The organism is Pseudomonas sp. B6001, assembly GCF_013386015.1.
In the GTDB taxonomy this organism is placed as follows: domain Bacteria; phylum Pseudomonadota; class Gammaproteobacteria; order Pseudomonadales; family Pseudomonadaceae; genus Aquipseudomonas.
Genome location: NZ_JACAOX010000055.1, coordinates 23874 through 35825, shown reverse-complemented (window position 1 = coordinate 35825; position 11952 = coordinate 23874). Strand labels below are relative to the sequence as shown.

Here is an 11952-nt window from a genome sequence, read left to right as displayed (position 1 = left end):
TAAATAACGGATATGTACTCAACCCCAACCCCTAGCGAAACCGCGCGATCACCGCCTCCACCACCGGGTTCGGCCGCTGGGTATTCCAGGCGACGGCCGTGGTCACCACATTGAGCTTCTGGCTCAACGCCCGAAACACCACATTGGCCGGCGCCAGCTTCTTCAACGACGCCGGCACCAACGCAATGCCCTGCCCATAGCTGACAAACGCGATCTGCGAAGCCACCGACCGCACCTCATGCAGCACCCGAGGCGAAAACCCACTGGCACGACAGGTAGCGATCAAATTGTCGAAATACACCGGACTGACGTTGCGCGAAAACATCACCAACGGCTCATTCGCCAGGCTCGACAAACTGATCCGCGTACGACTCGCCAACGGGTGATCCGCCGGCAACGCCACCACCAGCCGGTCCTCCGTCAGCGGCAATGACTGCACCGAAGCCCCAAGGTCACCATCCAGCCGGGCAAACGCCAGGTCGATATCCCCGGCCTCCAGCGCCGGCAACGCCTCGACGCTGTCGATTTCCCGCACCGACACCGTGAGCTGCGGGTAATCAAGCTTCAGTTGCTCGATCAACCCCGGCAGCACATCAAACATCGCCGTGGAAATCGCGCCGATGGTCAACATCCCCGACTGCCCCGCCACCGCTTCTTCCACGGCGAGTTCCAGGCGCTCCAGCTGCTCGGCGAACTTGCGCACCGCCGGCAGGATCGCCGCGCCCACCGGAGTCAGCTTGGCCCCCCGTCGGGAGCGATCGAACAGCTTGACCTTGAGCGCCTGCTCCAGCACCTGGATCTGCTCGCTCAGCGGTGGCTGGGACATGCCGAGGCGCTTGGCCGCACGGCCAAAGTTCTGCTCTTCAGCCACGGCCAGGAACAACCAGAGGTGACGAATCAGGCGAAAGTTAATCATGGTCTTATCCATAGGTTAAGCGTATGCAAGGCTTCTGTACTTCGTAATATACCTATCATAGGCACTGCCTGACACTGGCCGCCTCCGTCACCCGAGGCTTGCCCATGACCCCTGACCGTTTGCTCGACCGCCTGGCCGCACTGGACACCAACACCGTGTCCGACGCCCTCGACTTTCTCGGCCTGCCCGGCGCCACCGTGGGCCTGCGCCCGTTGTGGAACTGCCCGAAGATCGTTGGCCGCGCCAGTACCGTACTGCTCGGCCCCAAGTCCGACATCGCCCCGACCGTGCACTTGATCACCCCGGTGATCGAACAGGTCGCGACAGACGACCGGGTGCTGGTGATTGCCGGCGGTATCGAGGGCATTTCCTGCTGGGGCGACATCATCGCCAACGCGGCGTTGCGCAAACACATACGCGGTACGGTGATTGATGGTTTCAGCCGCGATATCGACGGCAGCGAAGCCATCGGCTATCCGGTGTACGGACGCGGCGTGACCATGATCAGCGCGCGCAACCGCGTGGTGCAGCTCGACGCCGGCGTGACCCTCAGCGTTGCTGGCGTAAGCGTCAGCGAGGACGACTACGTGATCGCCGATACCTGCGGCACGGTGTTCGTGCCCCAGGCGGTGATCGAAAAGGTCCTGGACCTGGGCGAGCGCATTGCCCGCCGCCAGGACGGCATGGTGCAGGCCGTGCGCAGCGGGCGCTCGGTGGTCGAGGTGATGCACGACGCACAGTTTGAGGCGATCAGCCGATGAGCGCCGATATCCAGCGGCTGAACCCGCGCCTGGCCAGCGCACAACCGTCTGCCACCTATCGCATCATGGACCGCGTCGCCGAACGCCGGGCGCAAGGCGCGCAGATTATCTCGCTGTGCGCCGGCGAACCGGATTTCGACACCCCGGCGCATATCCGCGAAGCCGCGATCCAGGCCATTGAAACCGGGCATACCCGCTACACCCAGGTGGCCGGTGCGCGGGCCCTGCGGGAGGCGGTGGCGGCGAAGTTCCGGCGCGAAAACGGCCTGGACGTGTCCTGGCAGGACACCCTCGTGTGCAACGGCGGCAAGCAGGTGATCTACAACGCCCTGGCAGCCACCCTCAATGAAGGCGACGAGGTGATCGTGCCCGCGCCGTACTGGGTCAGTTACCCGGAGATGGTGCAACTGTGCGGCGGCGAGGCGCGCATCGTCACTTGCAATGCCAACAGTGGATTCAAGCTGACACCCGAGGCCCTGGCTGCTGCAATCACCCTGCAAACACGCTGGCTGATCCTCAATTCACCGTCCAATCCCACCGGCGCGGTGTACAGCGAGGGCGAGCTACGGGCGCTGGCCGAAGTGCTGTTGGCCCACCCGCAGGTGCTGATCCTGGCCGATGACATTTACGAGCACCTGATCTTCGACGGCCAGGCCTTTCATACCCTGGCCCAGGTTGAGCCGCGTTTGGCACCACGCACATTGACCATGAACGGCGTGTCCAAGGCCTACGCCATGACCGGCTGGCGCATCGGTTTCGCCACCGGCCCACGCTGGCTGCTGGAGGCCATGGAAAAACTCCAGGGCCAGCAGACCTCCGGCGCCTGTTCGATCTCGCAACAGGCGGCCCTCGCTGCACTGGAAGGCCCCAGGGATTTCATCCGCGACAGCCGCCGGGTGTTCCAGGCGCGCCGGGACTTGATGGTCCAGTTGCTGAGCGACACGCCAGGCCTGACGTGCATCAGCCCCGCCGGCGCGTTCTACGCGTTCGCCTCATGCGCCGTGCTGATCGGGCGCACCTCGGCGGGCGGGCGGCTGCTGCGCAGCGATGAAGACGTGGCCCTGGCGCTGCTGGATGAGGCCAATGTAGCCGTGGTGCATGGCAGCGCCTTTGGCCTGGGGCCGTACATCCGCATCGCCTATGCCCTGGATGACAAGTCGTTGCGCCAGGCGTGCGAGGCAATCCGCGGCTTCTGCAGCAGCTTGCTGGCAGAAGAATAAAAGTGATGAGTTCACATAGATAAATATCGCTAATGGTGGCGTGCGCCCCTTCTTAAGATTAAGGCCGAACAGGACAACACTCACAACAACAAGGTCCGCCCCCATGTCTATGCCTGAAGTCATAAAACCCGCTGTGCGCAGCCAATACCGCTGGGTGGTTGCTGCGCTGATTTTCCTGATCTACACCGTGGCCGCCGCCGACCGGGCCAACCTCGGCGTGGCGCTGCCGTTCATTCGCCAGGAATTTGCAATGAGCAACGCCCAGGCCGGTGGCCTGGTCAGCCTGTTCCTGCTGGCTTACGCCCTGGCACAACTGCCGTCGGGCTTTGCCTTCGGCCGCTTTGGCGTCAGCCGGATCCTGCCGGGGGCCATGGTGCTGACCTCCCTGTTGACCGGGCTGGTGGGCACCGCCAGCTCACTGCTGGCACTGAAACTCTATCGCCTGGGCCTGGGTATCGCCGAAGGCCCGCTGCCCATCAGCATGACCACCACCATCAACAACTGGTTTCCGGCACGGGAAAAAGGCACCGCGTCGGGGATCTTTTTATCGGCCGTGAAGTTCGGACCGGTGATCGTGCCGCCGCTGTGCGCCGTGATCATTTCGGTGTGGGGCTGGCGCGAGATTTTCTACTTCTTTGCGATCCCGGGCATCGTGCTGGCGGTGGTCTGGTACTTCATGGTCACCGACCATCCGTCCCGCAGCCGCTTCGTCAACCAGGCCGAACTTCAATACATCGTCGAAGACACCGCAATCGCCCAGACCGCCCGTGTGCACAAGACGCCGGCGTGGGTGAAAAAGCTCGACCGGGTGATCCGCACCCGCGATGAAAAGCCCCTGGAAACCAACCGTCAGGTTTTCACCTCATGGAATATCTGGGGGTGCGCCACCAGCTACTGCTTCCAGCTCGGTGTCTCCAGCGTGCTGCTGGCGTGGATTCCCACCTACCTGATGACCGTCAAGCAGTTTTCGATCATGAACATGGGCCTGGTCTCGGCAGCGCCCTGGGTGGGCGCGGTGCTGGGCAACCTGCTGGGCGGTTTCTGCTCGGACCGCCTGATGGGCGGGCGCCGCAAGCCGGGCATGTTGCTGTCGGCCGTCGGCACCTCTTTGATGATGTACCTGCTGATCAACTCACCGGCCGAGCCCCTGCCCTACGGCTTGCTGCTGATGCTGACCGGCGTGGTGCTGAGCCTCGGCTTCTCGTCCTACATGGTCTACCCGATGGGCCTGACCACCAAGAAGACCTTCCCGATCTCCAACGCCATCGTGAACATGATCGGCCAGTTGGGCGCCGCCGCCACGCCCTTCATCACCGGCCTGCTGCTGGACAACTACGGCTGGAACTACGTGTTCGCCTGGCTGGCGATCGGCTCGTTCATCAGCTTCATCATTTTGCTGACCATTGCCGAGCCCCGCCCGGCCTCCAGCCACCCGACCTGATTTGTCACCACCACGAGGAGTTATCCATGTCACCCCAAGACCAAGAATTGGTTGCCCTGTTTGCCGGCCTGGACACCCCGGGCGTGTCCGACGCCCTGGACAAGCTAGGCCTGCCCGGCCAATGCCTGGGAATCATGCCCCTGGACAACTATCGCCAGGTGGTGGTCGGCCCGGCCTTCACGGTGCGCTACGTCAGCGCCAGCACCCCGCCGGGCACCGTAGGCGACTTTATCGATGACGTGGCCGAAGGCGATGTGGTGGTGATCGACAACGACGGACGCACCGACTGCACGGTGTGGGGCGACATCATGACCCAGTACGCCGGCAGCCAGCGGATCGCCGCGACGGTGATCGATGGCGTGTGCCGCGACGTGAGCAAGGCCCTGGGCGACGGCTACCCGCTGTTCACCAAGGGCCGGTTCATGCGCACGGGCAAGGACCGGGTTGAAGTGGAAGCGGTAAACCAGCCGGTGTCCATCGGCCAGGCCCGGGTGTGCGCCCGGGACATCGTGGTGGCCGACGCCAATGGCGTGGTGATCGTGCCGCGCGAGCGCGCCCATGAAGTGGCAGCCTGTGCACGCTCGATTGAAGCGGTGGAAGCGCGTATCCGGGCGCTGCTCGATGAAGGCAAATCCCTGCGTGAAGCACGGGCGGCGCTGGGTTATCACACCCTGCAACGCAAGGGCTGAAAGGTTCTTCAGTTGGCCGGTCGCAACAGCTGCATCTGCTGGCGATAGTCATCCGTCACCTGCCGCGCCTGACCGCTGCTGGTGATCACCCTCGGCGTGATCAGCACGATCAACTCGGTGCGATCCCTGGACTTGCTGGTGTTGCCAAACAACCAGCGCAGCCCGGGGATTTTCCCCAGGTACGGCACGGCGCTGACGCTCTCGGCGTTGTCCTGCTTGATCAGCCCGCCGAGCAACACGGTCTGGCCGCTTTGCACCGCCACCTGGGTCGACACCGAACGTGTGGAGATGCGCGGGTTGTTGGGCGTGTCACTGCTGTTGGTGGTTTGGTTCTCGGCGTCGCTGACCTGTTGCTGGATGTCCATGTACACCAGGCCGCCCGGGTTGATCCGCGGCACCACGTCGAGGATCACCCCGGTCTGCACGTATTCGACGCTGCTCAAGGTGCTGTCGGCGTTGCCGGTGTTGACCGTGGTCTGGCTGATGGGGATGTTGTCCCCCACCTGGATCTGCGCCGGCTGGTTGTTCATCACCACCAGCGACGGCGCCGACAGCACCTGGGTGCGGCCGTTGGTTTCCAGGGCGTGCAAGGCCACTTGCAGGTTGGAGCTGACGAAGGAATAGAACAGCGAGTCCGCGCCCAATCCCGCACCGCCGCCACCCAGAGCGCCCTGGCTGCCAGGGGTATTGGCTACCGTGGTGCTGGTGGAGTTGCCCGCCAGGCGGCCCAGGTACCATTGCACCCCTAGGTCCAGTTCGCCGGTGAGTTTGACTTCGAGGATGCGCGTCTCGATCTGCACTTGCAACGGCGGGTTGTCGAGGCGCTTGATCGCCGATTCGATCTCCTTCCACTGCACCGGTCGGGTGCGTACCAGCAACTGGTTACTGCTTTTTTGCGCGGTGATCCGGGTGCCGGCATCGAGGCTTTTGGGGGCGGGGCCTGGCTCGGCGTTTTCAGTGTCTTCAGTGGCGGCCGGGGCCTGGTCCTCATCGTCACTGACGGGCGGGCTATTGCTGCTGTTGTTCAAGCCACCCGAGGTGCCGCCGCTGGTATTGAGTGACGACAAGGTCGCCGTGCGCAGACCCGGCGCCACCTTGGCCGGCGTATCGTCCTTGATCGCGCCGGTGCCGTAGATCTGCCGCAGGTATTTGGCGAGGTCCGTGGCCTTCATGTTGCGCACGTCGTAGACGTACATCTGCGGCTCGTTGCCGCCGCCTTCATCTATGGTGTGAATCCAGTCGCCAACTTCACTGAGGTACTGCGGCTGGGACGAGATCGCCACCACCGAATTGGTCCGCTCGATGGGCAGGAAGCGCACCATGCCCGCCAGGGGCATGCCGCTGTCGGGGCCAAACATTTTTTGCAGCTCGGGCATCAACTCGGCCACCGAGGCCCGTTGCAAACCGAACACCCCCACCGACATCCCCTTGAGCCAATCGACGTCGAAGGTGTCGATGGTGTCCTGATAGTTGGCCAACTCATCCGGCGTACCGGCCAGGCTCAGCACGTTGCGTGCCGGGTCCACCAGCAGGAATGCGTTTTCCCGGGCGAACGGCTTGAGCAGTTTCTGCATTTCCGTGGCCGAGATATAGCGCAGCGGAAACAGCCGTGCCGAGAGCCCGCTGGAGGGTTGCGACACGCTCATTTCCGGCACCAGCTTGCCCGCCACCGCCTGGTTGGCGGGCAGGATCACGTAGCGCTGGCCCTGGCGGATCATCGCGTTGTCGGTCCAGGACAACAGGGTTTCGAGGATCGACAGCGCCTGCTGCTTGCTCACCGGCTTTGAGGTGGAGAAGCTTACGTTGCCTTTCACACCCTGGGCGATGCTGTAGTTCTCGTGCAGCAGGTCGCCCATGACGCTGTTGATCACCGCCTCAATCGGCTGGTCGGCGAAGTTGAACACGATGTCCCCGCTGGCTTCATCCTTGACCGCCGGCGCCGGTGCGGGCTGGCGCACGAACTGCTGGTTACCGCGAATCAACTGGCGCTGGGACGGCGTAGGCACCTGGGGTTGGCGGCTGTCGGCCGAAGGCGACTCGCTGGCCGGGTCCACGGGCGGCCGTTGCGAACCGGTGCCCTGCATCGCCTCGTGAAGCAAGGCATCGTCCGGGTCGAGGTGATCGGGGAATGACCCACAGCCGCCCAGGGCGACGGCGGTGGCCAGGCAAAACACGCTGGTGCGCAAGGCGCGAGGGGAAGTATCGATCAAGGGGCGGGCTCGTGAGGAAGGGAAATCGGTGGTGTGGTGGACGGCGGCGGCAAACGCGGAACGCTGAGGCTCAGGGTTTGCGTGCGGCCATCCAGCACAAAACGGGCGTGCAGCGGTGTCAGGTGTTCCAGGCGCCAGCCGTTGGGCAGGGTCTGGCCTTGATGGATTTTGAGCGGCGGGCCGTCGGCACGCTTGAGCAGCGCGACGCGCAGGTCGCCGTCGAGCAGCACGCCGGTCAACTTCAGGCTCGACAGGCTGGAAATCTCGGCCTGGCCAACGGCAGCATCGGGGCTGCGGTCGGGGCTGAACAGCGGCGCCTGCCAGGTGCCGGCGAGGCTTTCCAGGGTCGCACTCGGGGCCACGTGAACCTTGGCCGAAGCATTGGCGCGCGCGGTGGAGGCAGGCTCATCCAGCCACTGCGGCGCATCGCCGATGCTGCTCAGGATACCCACCATCAGCAGGCCCAGCAGCCCGGCCACACCGAGCAACACCCACTCGAGGGGGCGCAATGAATTGATCATCGGTGGGCCTGCGTGGCGGCTGCCGGTTGCAGATAACCGCGCACCAACAGGTGCACCACCAGCTTTCCGGCACCGCCGCTGGCGGGGGCATTCGGCCCGCGACGGACGCTCATTTCATCCACGAACAGGAACGGTCGCTGGTACTCCAGCTCATGCAGGATCGCGGTCAGGGGTTCGATGGCGCAGTTGAGGGTCAGGCTGACTTTGACCTGGCGATAGGGCTCGGTGTCGTCCTGCTCCGGGGTGATGGGCATGCGCTGGGTCAGGCTGCAGCCGCCGCCGAGGCCGGCGCGGCTGTTGATCAGGTCGGCGATGCGCTGCATCAGGTCCGCCGCCACGGCGCTGGGGTCATCCCCCGGCAACAGGCTGGTGCTGCTGGCCGGGTCCTGGCGGGCTTGCTCCAGTTGCTCACGCAAGGCGGCGCCCTGGTGCAGCAGGCCCGCATAGCGTTGCTGTTGTTCGCGCAGCTGTTCGGCCTGCTCGCCCATGGCACGCAACGGCCCGGCGAACCAGCTGTCGATCAGCAGCCAGTAACCGCCGCCCAGCACCAGCGCCAGGACCAGCAAGGCGGCGCCGCGACGCTCACGGGGTGTCAGTGGTCGGCGCATCGGCGGCCTCCTGGTGCAAGTGGGCGCGCAGGGAAAACTGATCCTTGCCGGTTTGCGCATCGGGTTGGATCACTCCTTCGAACTGGGGGTTTTCCAGGCTGTGGCACGCCTTGATCCGAGTGATCAGGGCACTCGCCTTGGCGCTTTGCCCGGAGAAGGACACGTCGGCGCCGTTGTTGACGTCCAACTGGTCGATCCAGGTGTCGGCGGGCAGGCAGGCGGTCAGCTCGTTGAGCAACGCCGCCAACGGCGGTTGTGCCGACTTGCGGCGAATCAGGTACTGCGCGGCGCCACGGGTATTGAGCAGTTGCTGGCGCAGGCTCTGGACCTCGGCGACCTGGGCTTTCTGTTGTTGCACCTGCGCCTGCATGACGTCGAGCACCCGCTGGCGGTCGTTGAGCCACAGCAGCATCGCGGCAATCAGCAAGGCGCCGCACAGCCAGGGCAGGCTGCGTTGCAAGCCCTTCCCGGCCGGCCGCTGGCGTGGGCGCAACGGCGCCGGCAGCAGGTCGATGCCCATTGGCCCGTCCACATCCACCGCATGGGGCTGCAAGCCGAGAGCAGCGCAGTCCAACAGGATTTGATCCAGGCGCTCCCGCAGGATGGCCACCAGGGTCACTTGCACATGCGTGGCGGTGCGCCGTTCCTGGCGGGCCACGAAGTACAACTGTTCAGCCTCGAACGGGGTAAAGCGGTCCAGCTCATAACCCATAACGGTCGACAGGTTGCGCGCGGCCGCCAGGGGCAGTTGCAGGGTTTGCAGCAGCACCGCCGAGGGCGCGAGCACCAGTACCTGGCGCACCTCGTCGGCAGGTTTTGCCACCGGCTCGGTCAACGGCCAGTGGTAGCGGTGCTCGGGGATGTCACGGACCGACAGCCACGCCGGCAGGCAGCCACGCAGCTCCTTGAGCCACAGGCGCCAGCCCACTTGCAGCAAGCTGCCGCGCCAGCGCCGGGTGAGCGGTTCGGCCAGCTGTTGAAGGCGCGCCACTGGCGCCGAAAGGTATGGATTCATTCTTGCCAACGCAGCACCCGATAAGGTTGTGCGCTTCCCTCCGATGGGCTCAATAAAACCGTGGTTCGTAACCGGGCGTGGTAACCGCCGGGGCGTTGTGCGCGGCTGTCGATCACCAGCACGTCACCGGGGTCGGCCCCTACCGCGCTCTGCCGGGGCAGGTTCAGCGCCTGGCGCATCAAGGGGCTGGCGAAAGCGGGATCGGGCCGGTCCAGGCCGCTCCACAAACTGATTTCCGGGGCCAGCCGGCTGTACAGCGCCTGGGTCATGCCGGGCAATTGCCGCACTTCCTCCACCACGCGGAACGGCGCCAGGCCTGCGTTGCGCCGCATTTCCAGGTCCCTGGCGAGCCGGCCGGCCTGGGCCTGGGTGGCGCCGCAGGCCAGGGCCAGGCGGGCAAAGTCAGCGGCCTCGGCGCTGTTCAAATACAGCTTGCCGCGCTCGCTGTGCAGGCTCACGTGAAGCTGTGCGTCATCAAATACCAGGGGCATTTCGCGGCCGTCGGCGATCCATTGCTTGCGTTGCAGCGGGTCGGCCAGGGCCTGCATGGCCAACGCCACGCCCGCCTCCGCCGCCAGCAGCGCCTGGGTATGCTGGCGATGCCACAGGGCCTGGCGGCTTTCCAGTTGTACCCAACCGGCCAGGCCGCCCAGCAGCAAGCTGAGCAACGCCAGTACCCACAGCACCAGCAGCAATGCAACGCCGCGCTGACGCTTCATTCGCCTGATGCTCCGCTGGAGAGGTTCAGGCGCAAGGCAACCACTTGGGTGACCCACGGCACCGGTCCGTTGACTTGTGCTGCAATGCGTACCGCATAAGGCAGGCGTTTGCTCCACGGCCAGTCACTGATCCAACCGGTGGCCTGGCCCTTGGGCGACAGGCCGCGATAGCTGAATTGCAGATCCTCGACGTTCTTCAGCAACACCTGCGGTTCGCTGCGGGTGACCGGCACGCTCACTTGGGCATTGGACTCAAACCGTGCGAACGCCACCTGCAACTCGCGCTCGGTCAACTGCAAGGTGAAACGCTGGATACCGCCGCCGAGCACGCCCGGCAAGGTCGCGACGTATTGCAGGCGCTGGGGAGCGCCGACAAAAAAGCCGTTGGTCTGGCTGTCGTCCTCGGTCACGTCCAGGGGCAGCGCCTCGCTGATGGAAGTGCGCAGGAACTGTTGCGCGGCGCGACTTTCATCCAGGCTGACGGTGTAGCGCTGCGCCTTGAGTACTGCACGGTTGGCTCCCAGGAGCGCGCCGCCCACCAGGGCCAACAACACGCCCAGCAGGCTAAGCACGATCATGATTTCGAGCAAGGTGAAGCCCCGCTGCTGCTTCACTGGAGGCTCCCGTCGCGGCTGGCGCGCAGTTTCAAGGTACTGAAATTTGCGCGGCGCGGACCTTCGCTGACGCTGAGATCAAGGCGAAACAAATGTGGCTGACCGATGCGGGTGGGCTGCTGGGCGACGCGCAGTTGCCAGGCAATGCCGTCCAGCTCGCCCTCGCGCACGCCACTGGCCAGGGGCCCCGACGCCTCCTGATCCATCACGCTCAAGGCGGTATGGGTCAGGCGGTCGCTGTGGGCCACCTGCAACAACGAGCGCGCGCTTTGGCCGAACGCGACCAGCAACACCGTGCTGCAGATCGCCATGAGGGTCAGCGCTGCGAGCATTTCCAGCAAGGTGAAACCCGACTGACGCTTCATGGCAATGCCCTGGACTGCACGCTGCCGGTCAGCCAGCCGACGTCGATGCGCCAGCGTCGCGTGCCATTGGCCAATAACAGGTTGCCGCCGGTAGAGCTGCCGTCGGGGTAAAACTCCACCGCAGCGCCTGCGTGTTCGGCGGTGTGCAGGGTCACTTGCAGATCGGCCGGCCAGTGCTTGATGGGTTGCCCCGGCGCCTGAAAGCTCAGCCGGGCCAAGTCGAAGACGGTCTTGGCCGACCTGCCGCTGACAATCGCCCGTGCCCGTGTGCTGCGCAGGGCATCCACCATCTGCCCGACCACCTGGCGCTCTTTCGCTACCCGCAGGCCTTGTTGCAGGCCAAATCCCACCAACCCGGCCGCGATGCTGATCAACACGATCACCACCAGCATCTCCAGCAGGGTAAAGCCGCGTTGGAGGGCCGGCATTATTCCCAGTTGCCCAAGTCGGCGCTGTAGCCTTCGCCGCCGGGCTGGCCGTCCTGACCGTAGAAGATCAGGTCGAAGGCGCCATGTTCACCGGGGAAGCGATAGCCGAAGGCATGGCCGAACGGGTCCTTGAGGTCTGAGGGCTTGGCGTACGGCCCGGCCCAGCCGGCGGTGTTGCCAGGCTTGTCGACCAATTGCTGGAGGGTCTTGGGTGGCGAGCCGACGTCCAGGCCGTAACTCTCGATCTTCATGCTCAGGCTGGCCAGTTGCGCCTTGCCCGCGCCGTATTTGCCCTTGTCGACGTTGCCGCCCACCTGGCGCACCACGATGGTCGCGACGATGCCCAGCAACACGATCACCGCGAGCATTTCCAGCAAGGTGAAACCGCCTTGGCGGCGGGCGGGTTTGAAACGGGTATGGCGCATCGGCTTGCTTCCTTGGGTCT

The 11952-nt window shown here is 64.9% G+C and carries 14 protein-coding genes; 4 read left to right on the top strand and 10 right to left on the bottom strand.

All coding sequences use genetic code 11. From position 1 onward, the window contains the following. Positions 1–31: 31 nt before the first annotated feature. Positions 32–916 carry a LysR family transcriptional regulator gene (locus HX821_RS31350; protein ID WP_134326192.1) on the bottom strand — a complete coding sequence of 295 codons (885 nt, stop codon included), beginning with the start codon at positions 914–916 and terminating at the stop codon, positions 32–34. Between the two features lie 104 nt (positions 917–1020). Here HX821_RS31350 and HX821_RS31345 point away from each other — a divergent pair, with 104 nt between their 5' ends. The 4 genes from HX821_RS31345 (at position 1021) to HX821_RS31330 (ending at position 5027) form a co-directional block, all read left to right on the top strand. Beyond that, positions 1021–1677 (top strand): RraA family protein, encoded by a 657-nt coding sequence (locus tag HX821_RS31345; RefSeq protein WP_102605840.1) that lies wholly within the window; start codon positions 1021–1023, stop codon positions 1675–1677. Continuing rightward, positions 1674–2897 (top strand): pyridoxal phosphate-dependent aminotransferase, encoded by a 1224-nt coding sequence (locus tag HX821_RS31340; protein WP_177037372.1) that lies wholly within the window; start codon positions 1674–1676, stop codon positions 2895–2897. Before HX821_RS31345 ends, HX821_RS31340 begins: the two co-directional genes overlap by 4 nt. A gap of 103 nt (positions 2898–3000) precedes the next feature. After that, positions 3001–4338, top strand: coding sequence for an MFS transporter (locus HX821_RS31335; protein WP_256344175.1), 1338 nt, complete (start codon positions 3001–3003; stop codon positions 4336–4338). A gap of 26 nt (positions 4339–4364) precedes the next feature. Next, a complete protein-coding gene (locus HX821_RS31330) occupies positions 4365–5027 on the top strand; it encodes an RraA family protein (protein WP_003209925.1) in 663 nt (220 codons plus the stop codon). Between the two features lie 8 nt (positions 5028–5035). On the opposite strand, the gene gspD is transcribed toward HX821_RS31330, so the two are convergent. The 9 genes from gspD to gspG are packed head-to-tail and all read right to left on the bottom strand — an operon-like array spanning position 5036 to position 11932. Further along, positions 5036–7237, bottom strand: a complete 2202-nt coding sequence (gene gspD, locus HX821_RS31325; protein WP_177037371.1) for a type II secretion system secretin GspD — start codon at positions 7235–7237, stop codon at positions 5036–5038. Beyond that, on the bottom strand, positions 7234–7758 hold the full coding sequence (locus tag HX821_RS31320) for a general secretion pathway protein GspN (RefSeq protein WP_177037370.1): 525 nt from the start codon (positions 7756–7758) through the stop codon (positions 7234–7236). The genes gspD and HX821_RS31320 overlap by 4 nt, the downstream gene beginning before the upstream one ends. Beyond that, positions 7755–8366, bottom strand: a complete 612-nt coding sequence (gspM, locus tag HX821_RS31315; protein WP_177037369.1) for a type II secretion system protein GspM — start codon at positions 8364–8366, stop codon at positions 7755–7757. Before gspM ends, HX821_RS31320 begins: the two co-directional genes overlap by 4 nt. Beyond that, complete coding sequence (locus HX821_RS31310) at positions 8341–9381, bottom strand: PilN domain-containing protein (protein ID WP_177022129.1); 1041 nt, start codon at positions 9379–9381, stop codon at positions 8341–8343. The genes gspM and HX821_RS31310 overlap by 26 nt, the downstream gene beginning before the upstream one ends. Then, positions 9378–10100, bottom strand: a complete 723-nt coding sequence (locus HX821_RS31305; RefSeq protein ID WP_177021243.1) for a general secretion pathway protein GspK — start codon at positions 10098–10100, stop codon at positions 9378–9380. The genes HX821_RS31310 and HX821_RS31305 overlap by 4 nt, the downstream gene beginning before the upstream one ends. Further along, the gene (locus tag HX821_RS31300) at positions 10097–10714 is read right to left on the bottom strand and encodes a prepilin-type N-terminal cleavage/methylation domain-containing protein (RefSeq protein ID WP_177037368.1); all 618 of its coding nucleotides are present in this window, start codon (positions 10712–10714) and stop codon (positions 10097–10099) included. Before HX821_RS31300 ends, HX821_RS31305 begins: the two co-directional genes overlap by 4 nt. Continuing rightward, positions 10711–11079, bottom strand: coding sequence for a type II secretion system protein (locus HX821_RS31295; RefSeq protein ID WP_008437204.1), 369 nt, complete (start codon positions 11077–11079; stop codon positions 10711–10713). The genes HX821_RS31300 and HX821_RS31295 overlap by 4 nt, the downstream gene beginning before the upstream one ends. Continuing rightward, complete coding sequence (locus HX821_RS31290; RefSeq protein ID WP_003209913.1) at positions 11076–11507, bottom strand: type II secretion system protein; 432 nt, start codon at positions 11505–11507, stop codon at positions 11076–11078. The genes HX821_RS31295 and HX821_RS31290 overlap by 4 nt, the downstream gene beginning before the upstream one ends. Continuing rightward, positions 11507–11932, bottom strand: a complete 426-nt coding sequence (gspG, locus tag HX821_RS31285) for a type II secretion system major pseudopilin GspG (protein WP_003209911.1) — start codon at positions 11930–11932, stop codon at positions 11507–11509. The genes HX821_RS31290 and gspG overlap by 1 nt, the downstream gene beginning before the upstream one ends. Positions 11933–11952: the final 20 nt, after the last annotated feature.